Source organism: Ramlibacter sp. WS9, assembly GCF_003797765.1.
GTDB lineage: Bacteria > Pseudomonadota > Gammaproteobacteria > Burkholderiales > Burkholderiaceae_C > Ramlibacter.
This window is the reverse complement of the sequence record NZ_RKMB01000006.1, coordinates 1-22,920: the sequence shown is the minus strand read 5'-3', so window position 1 is coordinate 22,920 and position 22,920 is coordinate 1. Positions and strand designations below refer to the sequence as shown.

Genomic DNA, 22,920 nt, shown 5'->3' with positions numbered 1-22,920 from the left:
TAATGTACAGACTGTACAGATCGGAAATTCATGGCAACTCGCACTATCGGTTTGGAACAGGCTCGCAAGCAACTGCCTCAACTTGCGGAATCGGCGCACAGCGGCATGGGCAGCCTGCTGACCAAGCACGGCAAGCCGTACGCGGCCATCGTGGGGCCGGAATTGCTGCTCAAGTCGCGTCGCAAGCAGTCGTTCCTGGCATTGCGGGGTACTGGCAAGGGACTGTGGGGCAAGTCTCCCGCACAGAAAATCGCAGACCTGCGCGAGGAATGGACGAAGTAGCGGGTCATGGCCTCGCGAAAATCCTCAGCCCTGTGGGCAGGCCTCGACGATGGCGATTTGGTCGTTGTCGATACAGCGCCGTTGATCTACATCCTCGAAGACCACCCGACCTTCGCTCCTCTCTTCGACGGTTTGTTCGAGGCGGCCGAAAGCGGCCGGCTTCAGATCGCTGTTTCCACGATCAGCCTCGCCGAAGTCCTTGTCGGTCCGCTGAAACAAGGATTGGACGCGCTGGCCAAGCGCTACGAGAGGGCGCTCGGTTCGTTCGACCTCATGCCTGTGACGGCAGAAATTTCGGTCACCGCCGCGCGCTTGAGGGCTTCCACCGGCCTGCGCCTTCCGGATGCTCTCCTGGCCGCCACTGCGCTCGAGATAGGGGCCGTCGCATTGGTGACGCATGATCGTGACTTCTCCAAATTGAGCGGGTTGAAAGTCTTGACCGGTGAGCGCCGTCCCACATGACGGCTATCTCAGCCGGGGCGCCCGCCGATGCCGCGTCCCCTGCTCATACGCATACGCCAGCCGCAACAGCTTGCCCTCGGACCACGCCGTCCCCACGAACGACATGCCGACTGGCAGCCCCATCGCCAACCCCATCGGCACGGTGATGCTGGGATAGCCGGCCACCGCCGCAGGCGACGAACTCGAGCCCTGGAACGAGTCGCCGTTCACGTGATCGGTGAGCCACGCCGGTGAGCCGGTGGGCGCAACGATCGCGTCGAGCCGGTGCTGTGCCAGTACGTCGTCGATGCCTGCACGCGCCAGCCGCCGCGACTTCTCGGCCGCCTTCAGGTAAGCCTCTTCCGTGAGCGGCCCCTTGGCCTGCGCCTTCTCGAACAAGTCCTGCCCGAACCACGGCATCTCGCGGCCCTTGTGCTTTTCGTTGAAGGCAATGACGTCGGCGAGCGTCCGCACGGGCACACCGGTGCGCTTCGCCAGGTAAGCATTCAAGTCCGCCTTCAATTCGTACAGCAGCACTTCCAACTCGTCGTCGTCGTAGTCGCCCAAGCTGCCGAAATCCGCCGGGTCGACGATCTCGGCGCCCAGGCGTTTCAAGTCGGCGATGGCCTGTTCGAACAGCCTGTCGGTTTGGACGCTGTAGCCCGTCACCTTCTTGCGCGCGACGCCGATGCGCGCGCCCTTCAACCCATCCGCCTTGAGAAACGCGCGGTAGTCCGCTTCGACGTGTCCTTGCGCGGCCCGGGTGGCCGGGTCCTCAGGGTCGGTGCCCGCGATCGCGGTGAGCACTGCGGCGGCGTCGGCCACGCTCCGAGTCATCGGCCCGGCGGTGTCCTGCGAACGCGAGATGGGGATGATGCCGCTGCGGCTCACCAGGCCCACGGTGGGCTTCAGGCCCACCAGCCCGGCCGCACTGCTGGGGCACACGATGGAACCGTCTGTTTCCGTGCCGATCCCGACCACCGCGAAGCTGGCGGCGATGGCCGCACCCGTTCCCGAACTCGAACCGCAGGGATTGCGCGCCAATGCGTACGGGTTCCTGGTCTGGCCACCGCGGGCGCTCCAGCCGCTGCTCGACTTGCTCGAGCGGATGTTCGCCCACTCCGAAAGGTTGGTCTTGCCGATGATCACCGCGCCGGCTGCACGCAGCCGCTTGACGATGAACGCATCCCGCGGTGCTGGCGCTCCGGTGAGAGCGAGTGAGCCGGCCGAGGTCTGCATGCGGTCGCCGGTGTCGATGTTGTCCTTCAAGAGAACCGGGATCCCGTGCAGCGGGCCGCGCACGCGCCCGGATCTGCGCTCGGCGTCCAGCTGGCGCGCGATCGGCAACGCGTCGGGATTCGTCTCCAACACGGCGTGCAGGGCCGGGCCCGAGCGATCGAGATGCCGGATGCGCGCAAGGCTGGTTTGTGTCAGCGACTGCGCCGTCGCTTTGCCCGCAGCCATCGCACGCTGCGATTGTTCGACCGACGACTCGACGACAGTGGCCGGTGCCGGCAACGTCTGGGCCTGGGCCACGCTTGCCGCGAGCAGCAGGGCGGTGGCCAGCGGATGCAGGATGCCGCGGTGAAGTGGGGCAATGACGTTCATGGTCTGGGTTGCGAATATATGCTCTGTCTTCCCATCCGACGACGGCCGTGCCCGGTTTGCAGCGTCCATGTTCCCTGATAGGATCGCGAATCCGCTTTCAAGACAAAGACTTACCATGCCGTTCATCCAGCTCGACCTGTCCCGTCTTTATGGCTTCAAGATCCTCGCGGACAAGCGCGTCGAGACGCCCGTGGCCCGTATCTCCGGCACGAAGGCCGGCCCCAAGGTGGGCGGCAAGGTTGCCGGAAAGGTCGGTACCAAACTGGGCACCAAATCCGGCGTGAAGTCCGGCTGAGCCCTGGTCGCTTTTTCTTTCGCGCCCGACGGCGCCCGGGCCCGCACGCTCGATGCGCGCATGCGGCTGTCGCTGGCCGACAGTCTTGTCCACATCGGCGACCAGGTCCGCGGGCAGATTCCCTTCGACGATGCATCGCTCGCCGCCATGGCGGCGCGCATGCGTGCCGGCGCCCGGTATCCAGCCTCGACGTTCGGCATCTACAGTGAGCTCGTGCTTGCCCTGGTCGAGGGTGACGACGCCGGGCTGGCACAGGCGAAGCTCGAAGAGCTCCTGCGGGAAGTGCCGCTGGCCGGCCGCTGGCGTGTGCTGCCGCTCGACGCGTCCGCGCACGTGCGCCACCTGGCGCTCTATGCCCGCCAGCTCGACTCCGACCCGAACATCAGCTTCCTCATCGCGCCGCCCTCGCCCGATTTGGCGTCGGCCTATGGTGAGCGACTGCTGCGCAGCTTCGCACTGATGGAACGGGCTGTACCGGGCCTGGCCGCCGAATTCGACGCGCTGGTCAGCGACGTCATCCTGGTCGTTGGCGACCCGAAAGCAAAATACCAGTTCGACGGCGGCTCGGGCTACATGCTTTGGGGCGGGCTGTTCCTGAACGCGACCTCCCACCCCGACGAAGTGACGATGGTCGAGGTCATGGCGCACGAGAGCGCGCACCTCCTTCTCTATGCCTGCGCGGCAGACGAGGCGCTGGTGGAGAACGAGGACGACGAGCTGTACCGCTCGCCCCTTCGTGTCGACGAGCGGCCCATGGATGGCATTTTCCACGCGACGTTCGTCTCGGCGCGCATGCACTGGGCGATGTCGCACCTGCTGGAAAGCGGGCAGCTGGACGATGAGGCGCAGCGCAGGGCCGAAGCGGCGCGCAAGAGCGATGCGGTCAACTTCTGGTCTGGGCACGGCGTGGTCGCCGAGCATGGCCGCCTCACGCCGACGGGTGCATCGGTCATGCGGGCCGCGGCCAGCTACATGGCTTCGGTGCGATAGCGCCCAATCAATTCGCGCATTCCGCCCAGCCACGGAGCCCCCGCAGCGTCCGCGGTTTCCACGACGCGGTTGATGCGGTCTACCGGCAACCCGGTGCGCAGCAACTCGTCCGTCTGCACGACGAGCACCAGCGCGTCCACGTCCGGGTCGAGCAGCAATGCCAGCGTGCGCCCGAACAGGCCCTGTGCCGCGACCGGCATTTCCTTGCCATCGGCCGCGACCACGCGTTCATGGCCGGCCATGCAGCAGCGCAGCCCCGCTTCGGCGTGGGCGGCCCGCAGCCGCAGCCCCTCCGCCGCCGCTTCGGGGCCGCCCATCACGAGGTCGACCGGAATACGGCCGTCTGCCGCAAAAAACTTGCGCAGAAGGATCGGCAGCACGTGGGCCGACAACCGGCTGGGCAGCAGCGACGAATAGTTCACCTCGTTCAGGACGGCCCCGTTCTCGTGCCATGGGCGGCTGATGTCCTGCGAAATGATGTCGATGCCGGCGATGGCAAAGCCGAACAGGCGGGCGGCCTTCAGTGCGATCTCGACGTTGTCCGGATGGATGCGGTCGGTCCAATCCTCGACCACGCCGCCTTCGGCTGACGATTGGATGCGGCGCAGCGGCGCGGGGTGGCCCTCCGGCGGGACCGACGAGGGCGAGAGGCCCGACTGGGCCAGGCAGGCCAGCGCGACTTCATCCAGGGGAAAGGGCTTCAGGCGCGTCCATGGCGGTTTCGCCATTTCCTCTTCGTTGGCGCGGGCCACCAGCTGCGCGACCGAATGCACGCCATCGCCCCGGACCAGCTTGGGAAGGCGCTTGGACACCAGCAGCACTTCGTTCGCGGCGACCACGACGCGGTGGCACACACCCGTCACCTGGCGCTCCATCAGCACGCGGCGCGAAAACTTCGACGCTTGCGCGATCGCGCTGGCCAGCCTGGCGTCATTCACGATGTCCACCGTGACGCCTTCACCGCGGTCGCGGTCGGCCGGCTTGACCACGACGGGCCAGCCCAGGCGCCGAGCGGCTTGCGTTCCGTCATCGCCCGGCGGCACGCGCTCCTGCGCCGGCACCGGCAGGCCCGCATCGCGCATCAAGGCCACGGAGACGGCCTTGTCCTGACCCATGCGCGCGCCGATCGCCGAGTCGAACTGGATGGCGCCGCGATCGACACGCCGCGCCGCGCTGCCCCATCCCAGCTGGAAGACGCCTGCGCTCAGGTGGCGGAAGGGGATGTCCAGGCTGAACGCTGCCTGCAGCAGCGGTACCGTCGACCCACCACCTTGAACCATCGCATCCAAGGTCTTGACGAAGGACTGCTGCAGCTCGTCGTGCGCGTGTGCGGTGGCCTGGGGCGCCTCCTCGAGGGCACACATTCCGTGGAGCGTCCGCACGGCATTGCCGAATGCGAATTCGTGGGCCTTGTGCTCTGCCGCCTCGCGGCCCGGCACTTCGGGGCTCAACCGGTCGATGCGGGGGGCCGCGAACCGGACTTCGAAGATGTTCGGCCCACCCGCGATGGCGAGGATGCGGCAAGGCGCAAGCGCGGGAATCTTCACCGCACGCAGCAGTGCGGTGCCCAGGTGGAGGGCACGCCAGGTAAATGCACGCATGAGGGCGTGCGCCTCATCGTCTTCCGGGGCAATGGGGACAGGCCCGGGTTCGACGCCGAACGAACGGGCGAGCCAGCCATCGAGCTTGGCGGCGTCCCATCGGGCGGGACGCGCAATGCGCAGCACCAGCGTGAGGTCAGGTTGCGCAAGGCCGTGCAGGTAGCCTGCGCGCTGCGGGACGGGAGTGTTCTTGATGTGGGGCCCCGGTGTTGTCGCCGGGCTGTGATTTCCCCACCATCTCCTTGAGGATCTCGCCCAAAGCTTATTTGGAGCGGGTGATGGGAATCGAACCCACGTCTAAAGCTTGGGAAGCTGCCGTTCTACCATTGAACTACACCCGCGTCAGGCCCGATTCTAGCCGGACCGGCTCGCCTCTCGAACCGCTACTTGAGCACGTCGCCCAGGCACATGTACTTCATCTCGAGGTACTCGTCCATGCCGTGGCGCGAGCCTTCGCGCCCCAGGCCCGACTGCTTCACGCCGCCGAATGGCACGTGCTCGATGGAGATGAGGCCGGTGTTGATGCCGACCATGCCGTACTCCAGTGCCTCGCCCACGCGGAAGATGCGGCCGACGTCGCGGCTGTAGAAGTAGCTGGCCAGGCCGAACTCGGTGTTGTTCGCGGCGTCAATCGCTTCCTGCTCGGTCTTGAACTTGAAGACGGGCGCCAGCGGGCCGAAGGTTTCTTCCCGCGCGCAGAGCATGTCGCCCGTCGCATCGGCGATTACCGTCGGCTCGAAGAACCGGCCCTGCAGCTTCTTGCCGCCCACCACCACCTTGCCGCCCTTGGCCAGGGCGTCGTCGACGTGGCGTTGGACCTTGTCCACGGCTGCGTCCTCGATCAAGGGACCTTGCACGACGCCGTCTTCGAATCCGTTGCCCACCTTGAACGCCTGGACCTTGGCCGCAAGCTTCTGCACGAACTGCTCGTACACCGCTTCCTGCACATAGAAGCGATTGGTGCAGACGCAGGTCTGGCCGGCGTTGCGGTACTTGCTGGCGATGGCGCCTTCGACGGCGGAGTCGATGTCCGCGTCCTCGAACACGATGAAGGGCGCGTTGCCGCCCAGCTCCAGGCTGAGCTTCTTGACAGTGGGCGCGCTCTGCGCCATCAGGATGCGGCCGACCTCGGTGGAGCCGGTGAAGCTGATGTGGCGCACGACGTCGCTGGCGCAGAACACCTTGCCGACGGCAATGCTGTTGGCGCCGTCGGCGGTGAGCACATTGAGCACGCCGGCCGGAATGCCGGCACGGATCGCCAGCTCGGCGGCGGCCAGTGCGGTCAGCGGCGTCAGCTCGGCGGGCTTGATCACGACGGGGCAGCCGGCCGCGAGCGCGGGCGCCACCTTGCGCGTGATCATCGCCAGCGGGAAGTTCCACGGCGTGATGGCCGCGCACACGCCGATCGGCTGGCGGATCACCATCAGCCTGCGGTTGTTGTCGACGGGAGGCAGCGTTTCGCCATTGACGCGCTTGGCCTCTTCGGCAAACCACTCGACGAAGCTCGCGCCGTAGGCCACCTCACCCTTCGCTTCGGCGAAAGGCTTGCCTTGCTCGGCGGTCATGATGCGGCCCAGGTCTTCCTGGTTGGCCATCAGCAGGTCGAACCACTTGCGCAGGATGATGCTGCGCTCCTTGCCGGTCTTGTTGCGCCAGGCCGGCCAGGCGGCGTTGGCGGCGGCGATGGCCGCTTGCGCGTCCGGTGAACCCAGGTTGGCGACGTCGGCAAGTTTCGTCCCGCTGCTGGGGTCGTGCACGTCGAACCGTGTTGCGCCACTGAGCCACTCGCCATTGATCAGCGCGTCTGTCTTGAAAAGGGTGGGGTCCTTGAGCAGGGCAAGGGGCGAAGTTTTCATGTTCACGGGTACATCTCCAGGGTGCAAAGCGACGCCAGGTCGCGGTCAATTCATCCGTTGGGCGAAGCGGCTTTCCAGCGCGGTGCCGTGCGTCGTCCAGAAGCCGGCATTGAAGGCCAGTGCGCGCCGCATGTTGCCCGGCGCTGAGGGCAGGTCGCTGCTGGCCATGGACAGGTCGGCCACGTGCGCGCCCACGGCCGGCCGGGCACGTCCGGTGTCGTAGCGCATGATTGCGTTCATGTGCGTGGGGCCGTAGGGGATTTCGCGGGAGAAGGCCAGTTGCGCTTCCTCGGACGTCGCGAAGTTGATGAACGCCCTGGCCTGTTCGCGCCGCGGCGAGCCCTTGACGATGGCCCAATAGTCCAGTTCATAGATTGCGTCGCTCCACGCGATGCCCAGCGGCACGACGCCATCGCGGTTGGCCGCCGCGATGCGGCCGTTGAATGCAGTGGACATGCTGGTTTCGCCTGCGGCAAGGCGTTTTGGCGGCTGCGAGCCGGACTCCCACCACACGATGTGCGGCTTGAGCGCTTCGAGCTTGGTCAGCGCGCGCTTGATGCCGGCTTCGGTGGCGAGCGCGGCGTAGACCTCGTAGCGGGGCACGCCATCGGCCATCAGCGCGATCTCCAGGTTGTAGCGCGCGCCCTTGCGCAGGCCTCGCTTGCCCGGGAAGCGCTGCACGTCCCAGAAGTCTTTCCAGTTGCGCGGCGGCTCCTTGAAGCGGGTGGTGTCATAGGCCATGACGGTCGACCAGACGAAGGCGCCGACGCCGCATTCCTGGACGGTCCCCGGCAGCAGCATGCCGGCCTGCGACAAGCTGGAGCGCTCGACGCGCTCGAACAGCCCCGCATCGCAGCCGGGCTTGAGGTCGGCCGACTCCACCTCGACCACATCCCATTCGATCTTGCGCTCCTTCACCATGGCGCGCAGCGCCGCCATGTCGCCCGTGTATTCGACGCCGCGCGCGGGGATGCCGGTGGAGCGGGTGAAAGGCGCCAGGAACGCCACTTCCTGCGCCTTGCCGTTGGCGCCCCCGAAGTTGGCGACGGTGAGCGGCTGCTGGGCCGCGGCCGACAGTGCGGCGGCGGCGGCCGCGACGACGAACACGTGATTCAACTTCATGCTTGTCTCCTGCTTGTTGGGGTCAACGGCGCCGCCCGCGCAGCCATTCCAGCACCAGCATCAAGGCCGTGGTGAACAGGATCAGCAGCGTGGCCGCGGCGGCGATGGTCGGGTTGATGTTCTCGCGGATCCCGGTGAACATCTGGCGCGGCAACGTGGACTGCTCGGGTCCGGCGATGAACAGCGTCACCACCACCTCGTCGAACGAAGTGGCGAACGCGAACAGCGCGCCCGAGATGACACCGGGTGCGATCACCGGCAGTGTGACCTTGAAGAAGGTTCGCAGCGGCCCCGCGCCCAGGCTGAGCGAGGCGCGGACCAGGTTGTGGTTGAAGCCTTGCAGCGTCGCCAGCACGGTGGTGACGACGAAAGGCGCACCGAGAGCGGCGTGCACGACGATCAGGCCGGTGTAGCTGTCGGCGAGGCCCAGGCGTGCGAAGAAGAGGTAGCAGGCTACGGCGACCACCACCACCGGCACCACCATGGGCGCGATCAACAGCGCCATCACCAGGCCCTTGCCGGGAAAGTTGCCGCGCGCCAGGCCCACGGCGGCGGCCGTTCCCAGCACGGTCGCGATTAGCGTCGCGGCGGGTGCGACGATGAAGCTGTTCTTCGCCGCGCGCATCCACTCGGCCGACGTGAACAGGTTGTGGTACCACTGCAGCGACCAGCCGGGCATGGGGTAGGCCAGGAAGGAACTGCTGGAGAACGACAGCGGAATGATCGCAAGGATGGGTACCAGCAGGTAGATCAGCACGAACACGCACAGCGCGCGCACCGCCCACCAGCCCAGCTTGTCCCAGGCGGTGGCGTAGGCGGGGAAGGCGGGTTTGATGGTCGAGAGGAAGTTCATGCGGTTCAACCCAGGCTCAGTTCGGTCTTGGCCATGCGGCGGTACACCGCGTACAGCACCAGCGTTGCGGCGAGCAGAAGCGCACCCAGCGCGCAGGCCATGCCCCAGTTCACGTCGACGTTGGTGTACTGCGCGATGTAGTAGCTCAGCATCTGGTCGCCGGCCCCACCCAGCAAGGCCGGCGTGACGTAGTAGCCGATGGACAGGATGAACACCAGCAGCCCGCCCGCGCCGACGCCGGGCAGCGTCTGCGGCACGTAGATGCGGAAGAACGCCGCGATGGGCGAGCTGCCCAAGGACACCGCGGCGCGCAGGTAGGTGGGCGGTACCGACTTCATCACGCTGTACAGCGGCAGGATCATGAAAGGCAGCAGGATGTGGACCATGGCGATGACGACACCTGTGCGGTTGAACAGGAGCGCGAGCGGCTCGCCCACGAGGTTCAGCGACAGCAACGCCTTGTTGACCAGGCCTTCACGCTGCAGCAGCACGACCCAGGCCGCGACGCGCACCAGGATCGATGTCCAGAACGGCACCAGCACCAGGATCATCAACACATTGGCGCGGCGCGCGGACAGGGTGGACAGCCACCAGGCCAGCGGATAGGCGAGCAACAGGCAGATCAGCGTCACCACGGCGCTGATGCCGAAGGTGCGCGCCAGGATGCGGCCGAAGACCCGTTCATCGGGTGGCATGGCCTCCACCGCGCCGTTGGCTCCGCGCCGCAGGTCGACCGCGGCCAGCAGGTAGTTAGGCGTCCAGCGCGAGCTGTTGTTGGCGATGGCGTGCCAGTACGGCAGCTCGCCCCAGCGCGGGTCCAGGGCCAGCATCTTGCGCTGCACCTCATCGGGCGAAAGATCCGTTCCCAGCGGCAGCGCGCGGAACGTCGCCATGACCAGCGAGCGCGCACCCGGTGCGTCGCGGTTCAGACGGCGCGACACGGCGCCGGCGTCCGCGCTGTCGGCCAGTGAGCCGAGGTCGGTGGCCAACGCGGCGAAAGCCGCAGGCTGCGGCAGGGCACGGCCGTCCCAGCTATCCAACACCTGGGCTGTGCGCGGCAACGCATTGACCACCTCGGGGTTCTGCACCGCGCGCACCAGCAGTGCGCCGATGGGAACGAGCAGAGTGAAGAGAAGGAACAGGAGCAGCGGCAGTGTCAGGGCGGCAGCCTTGAGCTGGAGCGCCCGGCTTCGTGCCGCCAGGGCAGCGGCCAGGGCGGATGGCGCCATCGCGGGCTGGTTGATTGTTGCGGTGGTCATCTGGAGGACATGGGCAATGGGTGGTCGGTAGAACGCCGTGCGGTCACTTGAGTTCGATTTCCACGAACCGGAACTCGCTGTGCGTGGGGTTGGTGACGTTGTGGGCGACGCCGGCCGGCCGGGCGCAGGCCGCACCGGCGCAAAGCGGCACGTCGGTGGCACCTTGCCCGTCGTGCATGCGCAAGGTGCCGTCCGTCAAAGGCACAACGACATAGTCGCGGGAATGGACGTGATGCCCGGTCTCGGCGCCCGGGGGAAGGCGCCATTCCGTGACGATCACCCGCGCACTTTCGAAGTGAGAGATCGAATCGGCCGTCGTGCTCATGCCGCCTCCTGCTCCAGATGAAACGTCTTTGAAGTGATGCGCCAGCAGCCTTCCACCCGCAAGAAGCAGAGGTGATCGACGAACAGCTTCTCGTTGATGCGGACGCGCACCTTTGCCAGCGCCTGGTCTTCGCCGACGGTATCCAGCAGGAGAACCTCCTCCTGGCGGCGCGCCTGGAGCTCCTTGGGGGAGCGGCGCTGGGCCAGGATTTCACGGTAGGCCGCGGCCGGCCACACGGTCAGTGCGCCCGCCATGACGCCGTGGAGTTGCGCGGTCGGATGAAAGACCTCGTCGAATCTGCCGACTTCGCAGTCGTACATCAGATCGAAGTAGCGCTGGATCGCCGATTCAACGGTGGCGGTGGTGTCGGTGCGCATCGGTTGGCGGCCTTGTGCTTATTGAGCGGCCCAGGAGGCGAAGCGCTTTTCGAGGGCTTCGCCTTGGTCGGCCCAGAACTTGATGTCCAGCTGCACGGCGTCCTTCGCGTTGGCCGTGGATGTCGGAAGCTGCGACAACACCGTGGGCGAGAGCTTGGCCAGGGCCTTGTTGTTGACGGGCCCGTAGGAGATGTGGCGCGCATACTCGGCCTGCGCGTCGGGCGAGGAAGCCAGCGCGATGAAGCGGGTCGCCAGGTCCTTGTTCGGCGTGCCCTTCGGGATGACCCAGTAGTCGAGGTCATAGATGCCGCCGCCCCAGCTGATCTTCAGGTTACGGCCTTCGCGCTGCGCGGCATCGATGCGGCCGTTGTACGCGGTGGTCATCACCACGTCGCCGGCCACCAGGAACTGCGGCGGCTGCGCGCCGGCTTCCCACCACTGGATGTGTGGGCGCAGCTCGGTCAGTTTGCGGAAAGCCCGGTCAGCGCCTTCTTTCGTCGCCAGCACCTTGTACACGTCGGCGGTCTTCACGCCATCGGCCATCAGTGCGAATTCCAGGTTGTAGTGCGCACCCTTGCGCATGCCGCGCTTGCCCGGGAAGCGCTTCACGTCCCAGAAGTCGGCCCATCCGTTGGGCGCATCCTTGAGCTTGTCGGCGTTGTAGGCCAGCACCGTGGACCACACGAACACGCCGATGCCGCACTCGTGCACGGCGGCCGGCTGGAAGTCGGCCTTGGCGCCGACCTTGGACCAGTCCAGCTTCTCGAACAGGCCTTCGTCGCAGCCGCGGGCGATGTCCGGGCTTTCGACTTCGACCACGTCCCACACCACCTTGCGCGACTCGACCATCGCCTTGATCTTGGCCTGCTCGCCGTTGTATTCGACGCTGACGATCTTGGCCGCGCCGGACTTCTCGAAAGGCTCGACGAAGGCCTTCTTCTGCGCCGCGCCGTTGGCGCCGCCGAAGTTCACGACCGTGAGCTGCGTCTGCGCGGCTGCGGGCAGCACGATGGCCGCGAAGGCGGCGAGGGCGAGGGGTTTGAAGTTCATGGTTTTCTCCGGGGTTGAAAGGGGACTACAGATAGACGCGAAGGTGCTCTTCGGCCGCATAGATGAAGATGGCGTCGCCGCGCGAGGGGACTTCATGGCTGCCCAGCGGCAGCTTCACGGTGGCATCAGGTTGGCCCGGCACCGCGCAGCGCAGCCTCAGGTGGTCGCCGAAGTAAATGACGTCGGCGACCGTGGCCTCGAAGGTGTTGGCCTGGTTCAGCACGCCCGTCAGCTCCAGCCGCTCGGGCCGGATGCAGCAGCGCACGTGGTCGCCGGAGCGCGCGCCGTTGACGTTGACGCCGGTCACGCGAGCGCCGTTGGCCAGACTCACCACGCAGGACGAGCCCGAACTGCCGTACACCACGCCGTCCAGCACCGTCGTATCCCCGACGAAGCCCGCGACGAAGCGGTTGGCCGGCGTTTCGTACAGGCGGTCGACGCGGTCGACCTGCTGCACCGTGCCGTCGTTGAACACGGCGACGCGGTCCGACATGGTCAGCGCTTCGGATTGGTCATGCGTCACGTAGACGAAGCTCACGCCCAGGCGCCGGTGCAGCTCCTTCAGCTCGATCTGCATGTGCTCGCGCAACTGCTTGTCGAGCGCGCCTAGCGGCTCGTCCATCAGCACCAGCTGCGGTTCGAACACCAGCGCGCGCGCCAGGGCCACGCGCTGCTGCTGGCCGCCGGAGAGCTGGGATGGGTAACGCGAGCCGAGTGCGCCCAACTGCACCATGTCCAGCGCGGTGGCGACCTTGATCCGCTGGTCCGCGCGCTTCATGCCGCGCACGCTCAAGGGGTAGGCCACGTTCTCTTCCACCGTCATGTGCGGGAAGAGCGCGTAGTTCTGGAACACCATGCCGAAGTTGCGCTTGTGCGGCGGCGTGCGGGTGATGGGCGTGCCGGCCAGGCTGATCTCGCCGGTAGTGGGCGTTTCGAAGCCGGCCAGCATCATCAGCGTCGTCGTCTTGCCCGAGCCCGAGGGGCCGAGCAGCGTGAGGAATTCGCCGCGCCGGATGTCGAGGTTGAGGTCGCGCACGACCAGCGTCTCGCCGTCGTAGGTCTTGTTGACGTCGCTGAAGCTCACCAGCGGCGGCTGAAGGAGTTTCAAAGAGGGGCTGCGCGAGGCGTGTTCGCGCGGCGCCGTCTCTCGCGGAGCCGATTCGGCCGAAGCCAGGGTTGCTTCCTGCATGGCGGGCCTCAGGCGGTGCAGGCGTTGAGCGATTCGGCGAGGATGCCCAGGCCCTCGTCCACCAGCGCGTCGCTGGCCGTGAGCGGCACCAGGATGCGGATCACGTTGCCCCAGGTGCCGCAGGTCAGCAGGATGAGGCCGCGCCGGGCCGCCTCCGCAGCCACGCGCTTGGCCAGGTCCGCGTCGGGCTTGTGCAGGTCACCGCCGTGCGACAACTCGAAGGCCACCATCGCACCCAGCCCGCGCACCGTGGCGATGCAGGTGTGGCGCTGGGCCAGCGTCGCCAGGCCGGACCCCAGGCGTTCACCGATCTGGCGCGCGCGCTGCAGCAGGTTTTCTTTCTCGAACACTTCCAGCACCGCGAGTCCCGCCGCGCAACCCACCGGGCTGCCCGCGTACGTGCCGCCCAACCCGCCTGGGCCGGGCGCATCCATCACCTCGGCGCGGCCGATCACCGCGGAGATGGGAAAGCCGCCGGCCATGGACTTGGCGATGGTCGTGAGGTCCGCCGCTACACCCATTTGCTCCATCGCGAACCAGGTGCCGGTGCGGCCTGCGCCGCTCTGGATTTCGTCGGCGATGAGCAGGATGCCGTGCGTGTCGCACAGCTCACGCAGCTTGCGCATCAGCTCGGGCGGCGCGACGTTGAAGCCGCCTTCGCCTTGCACCGGTTCCAGGATGATGGCGGCGACGCGCTCGGCCTCGATGTCGTTGCGGAAGATCGCGGCGATCGACGCCATCGCGTCGTTCACGCTGACGCCGCGCGCGGCATCCGGAAACACGGCGTGGAAGATGTCGGCGGGGAAGGGGCCGAAGCCGGTCTTGTACGGCGCCACCTTGCCCGTCAGGCCCAGCGTCAGCAGCGTGCGGCCGTGGTAGCCGCCGCCGAAGGCGATCACGCCCGGCCGGCCCGTGTAGGCGCGCGCGATCTTGATCGCGTTCTCGATCGCTTCGGCACCGGTGGTGAGGAACACGGTCTTCTTCGCAAAGTCGCCGGGCGCCATCGCGTTCAGCTTCTCGGCCAGTTCCACATAGGGCTCGTAGGGCAGGACCTGGAAGGCCGTGTGCGTGTAGCGGTCCAGCTGGTCCTTCACGGCCGCGATCACGGCCGGGTGGCGGTGGCCGGTGTTGACCACGGCGATGCCGCCGGCGAAGTCGATGTAGCGGCGACCCTCGACGTCGAACACCTCGGCGTTCTCCGCCCGGGCGGCGAAGATCGCATGGGCGTGGCCGACGCCGCGCGGCACGGCGGCCTGGCGGCGCGCCAGCAGGGCGGCGTTGGTCAGATGAATCTCTCGTTGCATGGCATTCCTCTTGCTTTTCCGGTCAGGCCTTTCCTGTCCGGGTTGCCAGCACTGTAGGAACGAAGGTGCGCGGCTAACATATACAGATGGGCCGCTACAGCCGATGCACTGTGCAGGCGATGCAACCAGTACACACAAACCCTTAAGAGCCCGCACCGATGTTTGCCCTCGACAGCCAATTGCCGACACCGCTGGTGTCGCAGATCGTCGACGGCTTCCGCCGGATGATCGAAGAGGGGCAGTTGCGTGCGGGAACCAAGCTGCCTTCGATCCGGCAGTTCGCGCATTCGCACGAAGTCAGCGTGTACACGGTGGTCGACGCGTATGACCGCCTGGTCGCGCTCGGTTTCTTCGCCTCGCGTCCGCATTCCGGTTTCTTCGTGCGCAGCCGCGCCACCGGCGCGCTGGCGCAGACCAGCACGCGCGGTAACTACACCTTCGATTCGATGTGGTACATGCGGCGCATCTTCGAGAACCGCGCGCTGCGCAGCAAGCCGGGCTGCGGCTGGCTGCCCAACGAGTGGCTCTTCGCGGAGGGCTTGAAAAAGAGCCTGCGCACCCTGGCCGCCGAAGAGATCGACCTGGGCGGTTACGGCGAGCCCAAGGGCTACCCGCCACTGCGCCAGCTGGTGCGCGACCTGCTGGCGGAGCAGGAGGTCGTCACCACCGCCGAGCAAGTCCTGCTGACGCAGGGCTCCAGCCAGGCGCTGGACCTGGCGGCACGGCGCCTGGTGCGCGCGGGCGATGCCGTTCTGGTGGACGAGCCGGGCTACGCGAACCTGCTGTCGTCGCTGCGCTTCCTGCGCGCGCGGCTGATCGGCGCGCCGCGCACGCCGCAGGGCTGGGACCTGGACGTGCTCGAAGCGCGCATCAAGGAGCACCGGCCCAAGGTGTTCTTCACGCATCCCCGGCTGCAAAGCCCCACGGCATCCACCGCGCAACTGTCGCACCTGCATCGCGTGCTGCAGTTGGCCGAGAAATACGACTTCGTGATCGTCGAGAACGACATCTATGTGGACCTGGACCCGGAGCCGCGGCCCTCGCTGGCCAGCCTGGACCAGCTGCAGCGGGTGGTCTACATCAGCAGCTTTTCGAAGACCATCTCACCCAACATCCGCGTGGGCTACATGGCGGCCCAGGCCGACCTGCTGGAAGACCTGGCGCAGATGAAGATGCTGTCGGGCCTCACTTCATCCGAGTTCACCGAGCGCCTCGCCTATGGCGCGCTGATCGACGGCCGCTGGCGCAAACACATCAAGAGCGTGCGGGAGCGGCTGGCGCAGGCGCATCAATCGACCGCACACGGGCTGCTGGAGCTGGGTTTCGAGCTGTTTTGCGAGCCCAAGGCCGGGATGTTCCTGTGGGCCAAACACCCGGCCGTGCCCAGCGCCGCGGAGCTTTCGTACAAGGCGGCTGAGCACGACATCATGATGGGGCCGGGCCACCTGTTCTCAACCGACCTGGCGCCCGGGCCCTGGCTGCGCTTCAACGTCGCGTACTGCACGGACGGGGCGGTGTTCTCGTTCCTGCAGGGTGAATCGCTCAATCGCGCTGGGCCTGGCACGTGCTGATTCAGCCGGCGGCCGCCGCCTGCTGAACGGGGGCTTCCACGGGCGGCGTCCCCTGCTTGATGGCAGAGGCGATCTGGCTGCGGAACTCGGGTGTGTCGGTGTGGCCGTGTACCGCCACCGCGTGCTGGACAGCGGCATTCACCAGCTCGCGCTCGTTGTCGGCGGCGATAGCGACGCTGCAGTTCGTTTCGCTCGGGAATTCGCGGCAATCAATGTATTGGCGTGCCATGACAGCTCCTTGTGAGTCCGCGCGGGGATGTGCGTGAGGATGGGCGGCGCGGACGCTGCCCATTCCCATTCATTTGTAGGCAATGAGGGCGGATATTTCAACAATCGCAGCCGGATGTTGCAGCGATCAGCTGGCGGCTGCGGCTGGGGCCGCCGAACCAGCGCAGGGCAGGGTATGGCCCCAAACTTATAATCGAAGGTTCAGCTGAATCAGGCATTTACGTGCGCCGCGCCATTCGGGTCGCGCGCGTTCCACAAAGCACAAGATGAGCACCCCCAAATTCACCGTCGCCGACATCCGCAAGACCTTCCTGGACTTCTTCGCCTCCAAGGGCCACACGGTGGTGGCCTCCAGCCCGCTGGTGCCAGGTAACGACCCGACGCTGATGTTCACCAACTCCGGGATGGTTCAGTTCAAGGACGTGTTCCTGGGCACCGACAAGCGCCCCTACGTGCGTGCGGCCTCGGTGCAGGCCTGCCTGCGCGCCGGCGGCAAGCACAACGACCTGGAGAACGTGGGCTACACGGCGCGGCACCACACCTTTTTCGAGATGCTGGGCAACTGGAGCTTCGGCGACTACTTCAAGCGCGATTCGCTGAAGTGGGGCTGGGAGCTGCTGACGCAGGTCTACAAGCTGCCGGCCGACAAGCTCTGGGCCACGGTCTACATCGACGACGACGAGGCCTACGACATCTGGACGAAAGAGATCGGCCTGCCGCCCGAGCGCGTGGTGCGCATCGGCGACAACAAGGGCGCGAAGTACGCCTCAGACAACTTCTGGATGATGGCCGACACCGGCCCGTGCGGCCCGTGCTCGGAAATCTTCTATGACCATGGCCCGCACATCGCCGGCGGCCCGCCCGGCTCGCCCGAGCAGGACGGCGACCGCTACATCGAGATCTGGAACCACGTGTTCATGCAGTTCGACATGCAGCCCGACGGCAGCGTGAAGAACCTGCCCGCACCGTGCGTGGACACCGGCATGGGCCTGGAGCGTCTCGCCGCCATCCTGCAGCACGTGCACAGCAACTACGAGATCGACATTTTCGACGCGCTGATCAAGGCCGCCGCACGCGAGACCGGCGAGAAGGACCTGTTGAACCCGTCGCTGCGCGTGATTGCCGACCACGTGCGAGCCACCTCGTTCCTGGTGAGCGACGGCGTGATCCCGAGCAACGAAGGCCGCGGCTACGTGCAGCGCCGCATCATCCGCCGCGGCATCCGCCACGGCTACAAGCTGGGCAAGAAGACGCCGTTCTTCCATAAGCTGGTGCCCGACCTGGTGCGCCTGATGGGCGATGCGTATCCCAGCCTCAAGGCGAGCGAGAAGAAGATCGTCGACACGCTGAAGGCCGAGGAAGAGCGCTTCTTCGAGACGCTGGAAAACGGGATGGAAATCCTCGACGCCGCATTGGCCGGCGGCAAGACCGTGCTGCCGGGCGACGTCGCCTTCAAGCTGCACGACACCTACGGCTTCCCGCTGGACCTGTCGGCCGACGTCTGCCGCGAGCGCGGCGTGACGGTGGACGAAGCGGGGTTCAACGCCGCGATGGAAAAGCAGAAGGCCGCGGGCCGCGCGGCCGGCAAGTTCAAGATGGATCGCGCGCTGGAATACGCGGGCATCAGCAACATCTTCACCGGCTACGAGAAGCTGGAAGAGCCGGCCAAGGTCGTGGCCCTATACGCCGAAGGCGTGGCGGTGAATGAACTGAAGGCCGGGCAGGCCGGCATCGTGGTGCTGGACACCACGCCGTTCTACGCCGAGTCGGGCGGCCAGGTCGGCGACCAGGGCGTGGTCGAGAGCCCCTCACCCCAGCCCTCTCCCCAGAGGGGCGAGGGAGCAAGATTTGTTGTCGACGACACGCAGAAGATCAAGGGCGACGTGTTCGGTCACCACGGCACGCTGGCCTCGGGCTCGCTCAAGGTCGGCGACGCCGTCACCGCCAAGGTCAACATGGACGTGCGCCACGCCACCATGCGCAACCACAGCGTCACCCACCTGATGCACAAGGCATTGCGCGAAGTGCTGGGCGACCACGTGCAGCAGAAGGGCTCGCTGGTCGACGCCGACAAGACGCGCTTCGACTTCACGCACAACCACGCCGTGAGCGACGCCGAGATCCGCGAGATCGAAAAACGCGTGAACGCGGAAATCCTGGCCAACCAGCAGACCTTGGCGCGCGTGATGGAGATCGAGGCGGCCAAGGCGACCGGCGCCATGATGCTGTTCGGCGAGAAGTACGGCGACAGCGTGCGGGTGCTGGACATCGGCTCTTCGCGCGAGCTGTGCGGCGGCACGCATGTGCAGCGCACGGGTGACATCGGGCTTTTCAAGGTCGTGAGCGAAGGCGGCGTGGCCGCCGGCATCCGCCGTATCGAGGCGGTGACGGGGGCCAACGCGCTTGCGTATCTGCAGCAGCTGGAGTCCACCGTGAATGGCGTCGCCGGCACGCTCAAGGCGCCGCCTGCCGAAGTGCAAGGCCGCCTGACGCAGGTGCTGGACCAGGTGCGCGCGCTGGAGAAGGAAGTCGCCGCGCTCAAGGGCAAGCTGGCTTCGTCGCAGGGCGATGAGCTCATGTCGCAGGCCGTGGATGTCAAGGGTATCAAGGTGCTGGCAGCGCGCCTCGACGGCGCCGACGCCAAGACCTTGCGCGACACCATGGACAAGCTCAAGGACAAGCTCAAGACGGCGGCCATCGTGCTGGCGGCGGTCGAAGGCGGCAAGGTGCAGATCGCAGCCGGCGTCACCGCCGACAGCATGGGCAAGGTCAAGGCCGGCGACCTGGTGAACTTCGTCGCCCAGCAGGTGGGCGGCAAGGGCGGCGGCAAGCCCGACATGGCCATGGCCGGCGGCACCGATCCGAGCAAGCTGGCTGGCGCGCTGCAATCTGTGCAGGGCTGGGTGGCGGAACGCGCTTAGCGCGCCCAAGGACGGCGCCCAAGGACGCGAGTAGGACGAAGTCCTACCGCGTTTTCTCCTTGTCTACCGAACGATCTTCCCGTCCGGCGTGATCGTCACCAGGTCGATCGCGCGGACGGAGTCGCGGATGCCGGCACGCAGGTTGATGCGGAAACCGCCGACGTCGTAGTCGGTCATCGACGTCATGGCTTTTTGCAGGCCGGCCTTGTCGGTGCCTTTGCCGGCACGGCGAATGGCCTCTGCCAGGGTCTTGGCAGCGATGAAGCCCTCCAGGCTCTCATAGGAAGGCGTCTGGTCAGAATTGTCGATGGCGGCCAGGTATTCCTTGACGATGGGCGTGGCCGAGCTGCGCGGGGAGGGCACCACCTGCGACACCACCACGCCACCGATCTCCTTGCCCAGTGCGGTGAACAACGGGTCGATCCCGACCACTGAAAAGTTGAGGAACGACCCGGCATAACCGGTCTTGCGCATCTTGCGGATGAAGGCGGCGGTGGAATTGAACAGCGAGACCTGGATGATGGCTTGGGGGTTGCCCTTGGAGAGCGCGGCGACGGCGGCATCGACCTTGTCGCTGTTGACCGGCACGAAGGCCGAACCCACGAGCGGCGCCAGCTTCTGCTCGGCGAGCGCCTGCGTCACCGCAGCCAGCCCGGCACGGCCCATCGCGTCGTCTTCGGCCAGCACGGCGATGCGGGTCTGGCCCAGCGTCGCGCAATGGCGCACCATCTTGAAGGCCTCATCCGCCATGCTGGGGCGCACGTGGAAGACGTTGGTGTGCTTGGCATCGCGCAGCGTGTCGGAGGCGGCGAAGGGCGCGAAGAACAACGCGCCGTCTTTCTCCGCCACGCCCGCGCCCGCGTCGCTGCTGGCCGTGCCCACGAAGCCGAACAGCACATCGGCGCCGTCCGCCAGCAGCTTGGTAGCGTTGGCCGCGGCCTTGGCCGGGGTATAGCCGTCATCGAGTTGCCGCAACTCGAGGCTGTAGCCGGGGCTGTTCTTGCGCGCGTTGAAGGCGTCGACGTAGAGCTTGGCGCCGGCGGCGAAGGCCAGGCCGATCTCGCTGGCCGCGCCCGTCAGCGGCACGGACTGGCCCAGGACGAACTTGCGCACGCCGGGCTTGGCCTGGCCCCAGGCATTACCCGCCAGGCCCGATCCGGCCAGGCCGAACGCGATGGCCGAGCCCAGGATTGTTCTTCGTTGGGTGTTCATGACTGCTCCTCTCCGCAACGTTGCAAATGCTGTGCCTGACGATACCCCACGCGGCGCACCCCCACAATTGGGGGATGGAGCGACATGAAGCGAAAGGTATGCAAGTTGGGCATGGGCGCAGGACATACTTACGCCTCGCGGCGGTCTGGTGCGCTTCGCATGCCCTTCCGGCGTTCGCCGGTCAAGTGCAGGCCTGGTCCGCCAAAAAGCCGGCGCCCCCTCTGGAAGCGCCCGACCTGAATGGACGGGCATGGAGCCTGCCGGCGTTGAAAGGCCGTGCTGTCGTGCTCAATTTCTGGGCGAGCTGGTGCGAACCCTGCCGGGCCGAGATGCCCACGCTGCAGCAACTGGCCGACTTCTACGGGGACGACCGGCTGGTGGTGCTGGCCGTGAACTTCAAGGAAGCGCCGGGGCCTGCAGGGCGATTCGCAGCCCGGACGGGGCTGAAGCTGCCGGTGCTGCTCGACCCGGCAGGCGATATCGCCCGTCGCTGGGAGGTCAAGATATTCCCCACCACGGTGCTAGTGGGCGCCGACGGCCGGCCGCGCTGGCGCGTCACCGGAGAAATGGACTGGACCGGCCAGGAGGCCGGCCGACTGGTCGAGGGTCTTTGGTCCTAGCGCGATAATCGAAAGCTTTTCGCCCCTTGCGCCCATTCCGATGACCTCACGACGCCATTTCCTCCAGACCTCCGCCGCGGCCGCCACGGCCCTGGCCTGGCCGCTCTCCGGCCAGGCCCAGCAACGCAGTTTCGAGCCCCGGCCGGGCGCGTGGCGCACGTTCGAGGTGACGACGCGCGTCGAAGTGCTGGAGCCGCGCGGCGCCACGCGCTTGTGGCTGCCCATCCCTTCGGTCAACAGCGAGTGGCAGCGCTCCCTGGAAAGCGGCTACACCAGCAACGGCCGCGCGCAGCTGGCCAGTGATACGCATGATGGCGCCCGCATGCTCTTCGTGGAGTTCGCGGGCACGGAAGCCAGGCCGGTGGTGGAACTCACCAGCCGGGTGCAGACGCGCAGCCGCGTCGCCGACTGGACGCAGCGCAGCCAGGCAAGCGAAGACGCCGACTCCTTGAAATACTGGACCCGCCCGACGAAGCTGTTGCCCACCGACGGCATCGTCCGCACCACGGCGCTGGCGGCCACCCGCGGGGCGAAGAGCGACGAAGAGAAGGCTCGGCGCCTGTACGACTGGGTGGTTGCCAACACGTATCGCGAACCCAAGGTGCGCGGCTGCGGTGAAGGCGACATCAAGACCATGCTCGAGACCGGCAACCTGGGTGGCAAGTGCGCGGACCTCAACGCGCTGTTCGTGGGCCTGTGCCGTTCGGTCGGCATCCCGGCGCGCGACGTCTACGGCCTGCGCCTGGCGCCGTCCGCGTTCGGCTACAAGGAACTGAGCGGCAACCCGGCCAGCCTGAAGGGCGCGCAGCACTGCCGCGCCGAAGTCTTCCTGCAGGCCCATGGCTGGGTGGCGATGGACCCGGCCGACGTGGCCAAGGTGATGCGGCTGGAAACGTCCGAGTGGCTCAAGACCACGCAGCACCCGGTGGTGGCGCCGGTGAACCGCGCGCTGTTCGGCGGCTGGGAGGGCAACTGGGTGGCGTGGAACACCGCGCACGATGTGGCGCTGCCGCATTCCAAGGGACCGAAGCTCGGGTTCTTCATGTACCCCGCCGGCGAGAACGCCGAGGGCCGCTTCGACTCCTACGCGCCGGACGACTTCAAATACCAGATCACGGCCCGCGAAGTCACTTCTTCCTGAACACCAGGTCCCAGACACCGTGGCCCAGCTTGAGGCCACGGTTTTCGAACTTGGTCAGCGGCCGGTAGTGCGGCCGTTCGGCATACGCCTCGGCGGTATTCGCCAAGCTGGTTTCCGCTGACAGCACTTCCAGCATCTGCTGCGCGTACGGCTCCCAATCGGTGGCGCAATGGATGTAGCCGCCCGTCTGCAGCCGCGAGGCGAGACGCGCGACCAGCGGCGGCTGGATCAGCCGGCGCTTGTTGTGCCGCAGCTTGTGCCACGGGTCGGGGAAGAACACGTGGACGCCCGCCAGGCTGCCTTCGGGCAGCATGTGCTCCAGCACTTCCACCGCGTCGTGCGCGACGATGCGGATGTTGGTCAGGCCGTTCTCGCCGATGCGCTTGAGCAGTGCGCCCACGCCGGGCTCATGCACTTCGCAGCAGAGGAAGTTCACCTCCGGCATCACGCCCGCGATGTGCGCTGTGGCCTCGCCCATGCCGAAGCCGATCTCCAGGATGGTGGGCGCCTGCCGACCGAAAGCCTGCGCGAAGTCCAGTGGCTGCGGCTGGTAGGGCAGCAGGAACTGCGGGCCGAGTTCGGTGAACGCCTTGGCCTGGCCGGTCGTCGTTCGGCCCGCGCGCCGCACGAAGCTGCGGATGGTGCGGGGATGGGCCACGCCTTCGGGGGCCGTGG

Annotated in this window: 22 protein-coding genes and 1 tRNA gene; 8 read left to right on the top strand and 15 right to left on the bottom strand. The window is 66.9% G+C overall.

The features are described 5' to 3' along the window. The first annotated feature begins 30 nt into the window (after positions 1-30). Positions 31-282, top strand: coding sequence for a type II toxin-antitoxin system Phd/YefM family antitoxin (locus EEB15_RS11445; protein WP_141509988.1), 252 nt, complete (start codon positions 31-33; stop codon positions 280-282). Between the two features lie 6 nt (positions 283-288). Continuing rightward, positions 289-744 (top strand): PIN domain-containing protein, encoded by a 456-nt coding sequence (locus tag EEB15_RS11440; RefSeq protein ID WP_141509987.1) that lies wholly within the window; start codon positions 289-291, stop codon positions 742-744. Positions 745-747: 3 nt separating this feature from the next. Here the strand turns inward: EEB15_RS11440 and EEB15_RS11435 are convergent, their stop codons facing one another. Beyond that, positions 748-2,331: an amidase gene (locus EEB15_RS11435; protein ID WP_141509986.1), complete on the bottom strand. Its 1,584-nt coding sequence runs from the start codon at positions 2,329-2,331 to the stop codon at positions 748-750. 115 nt (positions 2,332-2,446) lie between these two features. Here EEB15_RS11435 and EEB15_RS11430 point away from each other — a divergent pair, with 115 nt between their 5' ends. Continuing rightward, positions 2,447-2,626, top strand: a complete 180-nt coding sequence (locus tag EEB15_RS11430; protein WP_141509985.1) for a hypothetical protein — start codon at positions 2,447-2,449, stop codon at positions 2,624-2,626. Positions 2,627-2,686: 60 nt separating this feature from the next. Further along, positions 2,687-3,616: an HEXXH motif-containing putative peptide modification protein gene (locus tag EEB15_RS11425; RefSeq protein ID WP_141509984.1), complete on the top strand. Its 930-nt coding sequence runs from the start codon at positions 2,687-2,689 to the stop codon at positions 3,614-3,616. Here EEB15_RS11425 and EEB15_RS11420 read toward each other — a convergent pair. From EEB15_RS11420 to gabT, 11 genes are all read right to left on the bottom strand, one after another. Then, on the bottom strand, positions 3,595-5,343 hold the full coding sequence (locus tag EEB15_RS11420) for a hypothetical protein (RefSeq protein WP_141509983.1): 1,749 nt from the start codon (positions 5,341-5,343) through the stop codon (positions 3,595-3,597). The genes EEB15_RS11425 and EEB15_RS11420 overlap by 22 nt on opposite strands. Before the next feature lie 141 nt (positions 5,344-5,484). Then, a tRNA-Gly gene (locus EEB15_RS11415) sits at positions 5,485-5,558 on the bottom strand. Positions 5,559-5,600: 42 nt separating this feature from the next. After that, a complete protein-coding gene (locus EEB15_RS11410; protein ID WP_141509982.1) occupies positions 5,601-7,079 on the bottom strand; it encodes an NAD-dependent succinate-semialdehyde dehydrogenase in 1,479 nt (492 codons plus the stop codon). Between the two features lie 39 nt (positions 7,080-7,118). Beyond that, positions 7,119-8,195, bottom strand: coding sequence for an ABC transporter substrate-binding protein (locus EEB15_RS11405; protein ID WP_141509981.1), 1,077 nt, complete (start codon positions 8,193-8,195; stop codon positions 7,119-7,121). Between the two features lie 22 nt (positions 8,196-8,217). Beyond that, entirely contained in the window at positions 8,218-9,048 is an 831-nt protein-coding gene (locus tag EEB15_RS11400) for an ABC transporter permease (RefSeq protein ID WP_141509980.1), read from the bottom strand. 5 nt (positions 9,049-9,053) lie between these two features. Next, positions 9,054-10,307, bottom strand: coding sequence for an ABC transporter permease (locus tag EEB15_RS11395; protein WP_141509979.1), 1,254 nt, complete (start codon positions 10,305-10,307; stop codon positions 9,054-9,056). A 43-nt stretch (positions 10,308-10,350) separates the two neighbouring features. Then, positions 10,351-10,632, bottom strand: coding sequence for a cupin domain-containing protein (locus EEB15_RS11390; RefSeq protein WP_141509978.1), 282 nt, complete (start codon positions 10,630-10,632; stop codon positions 10,351-10,353). After that, the gene (locus tag EEB15_RS11385; protein ID WP_141509977.1) at positions 10,629-11,009 is read right to left on the bottom strand and encodes a nuclear transport factor 2 family protein; all 381 of its coding nucleotides are present in this window, start codon (positions 11,007-11,009) and stop codon (positions 10,629-10,631) included. Before EEB15_RS11385 ends, EEB15_RS11390 begins: the two co-directional genes overlap by 4 nt. Before the next feature lie 18 nt (positions 11,010-11,027). Further along, entirely contained in the window at positions 11,028-12,059 is a 1,032-nt protein-coding gene (locus EEB15_RS11380) for an ABC transporter substrate-binding protein (RefSeq protein ID WP_141509976.1), read from the bottom strand. A gap of 25 nt (positions 12,060-12,084) precedes the next feature. After that, positions 12,085-13,248: an ABC transporter ATP-binding protein gene (locus EEB15_RS11375; RefSeq protein ID WP_141509975.1), complete on the bottom strand. Its 1,164-nt coding sequence runs from the start codon at positions 13,246-13,248 to the stop codon at positions 12,085-12,087. Between the two features lie 8 nt (positions 13,249-13,256). Beyond that, complete coding sequence (gene gabT, locus EEB15_RS11370) at positions 13,257-14,552, bottom strand: 4-aminobutyrate--2-oxoglutarate transaminase (protein WP_141509974.1); 1,296 nt, start codon at positions 14,550-14,552, stop codon at positions 13,257-13,259. Positions 14,553-14,710: 158 nt separating this feature from the next. On the opposite strand from gabT, the gene EEB15_RS11365 reads away from it, so the two are divergent. Beyond that, the gene (locus EEB15_RS11365) at positions 14,711-16,123 is read left to right on the top strand and encodes a PLP-dependent aminotransferase family protein (protein WP_141509973.1); all 1,413 of its coding nucleotides are present in this window, start codon (positions 14,711-14,713) and stop codon (positions 16,121-16,123) included. A gap of 1 nt (position 16,124) precedes the next feature. Here the strand turns inward: EEB15_RS11365 and EEB15_RS11360 are convergent, their stop codons facing one another. Continuing rightward, positions 16,125-16,352, bottom strand: coding sequence for a DUF1059 domain-containing protein (locus EEB15_RS11360; RefSeq protein WP_141509972.1), 228 nt, complete (start codon positions 16,350-16,352; stop codon positions 16,125-16,127). Between the two features lie 265 nt (positions 16,353-16,617). Here EEB15_RS11360 and alaS point away from each other — a divergent pair, with 265 nt between their 5' ends. Beyond that, positions 16,618-19,272 carry an alanine--tRNA ligase gene (gene alaS / locus EEB15_RS11355; RefSeq protein WP_141509971.1) on the top strand — a complete coding sequence of 885 codons (2,655 nt, stop codon included), beginning with the start codon at positions 16,618-16,620 and terminating at the stop codon, positions 19,270-19,272. A 63-nt stretch (positions 19,273-19,335) separates the two neighbouring features. Here alaS and EEB15_RS11350 read toward each other — a convergent pair whose 3' ends face one another. Continuing rightward, on the bottom strand, positions 19,336-20,484 hold the full coding sequence (locus tag EEB15_RS11350; RefSeq protein WP_141509970.1) for an ABC transporter substrate-binding protein: 1,149 nt from the start codon (positions 20,482-20,484) through the stop codon (positions 19,336-19,338). Positions 20,485-20,510: 26 nt separating this feature from the next. On the opposite strand from EEB15_RS11350, the gene EEB15_RS11345 reads away from it, so the two are divergent. After that, positions 20,511-21,104 (top strand): TlpA family protein disulfide reductase, encoded by a 594-nt coding sequence (locus tag EEB15_RS11345; RefSeq protein WP_370283521.1) that lies wholly within the window; start codon positions 20,511-20,513, stop codon positions 21,102-21,104. Between the two features lie 40 nt (positions 21,105-21,144). Beyond that, on the top strand, positions 21,145-22,245 hold the full coding sequence (locus EEB15_RS11340; RefSeq protein WP_141509968.1) for a transglutaminase-like domain-containing protein: 1,101 nt from the start codon (positions 21,145-21,147) through the stop codon (positions 22,243-22,245). Here EEB15_RS11340 and trmB read toward each other — a convergent pair. Beyond that, positions 22,232-22,920 (bottom strand): tRNA (guanosine(46)-N7)-methyltransferase TrmB (gene trmB / locus EEB15_RS11335; protein WP_233259459.1); only part of this gene is annotated, 689 nt, incomplete at its 5' end. The two genes, EEB15_RS11340 and trmB, sit on opposite strands and share 14 nt — an antisense overlap.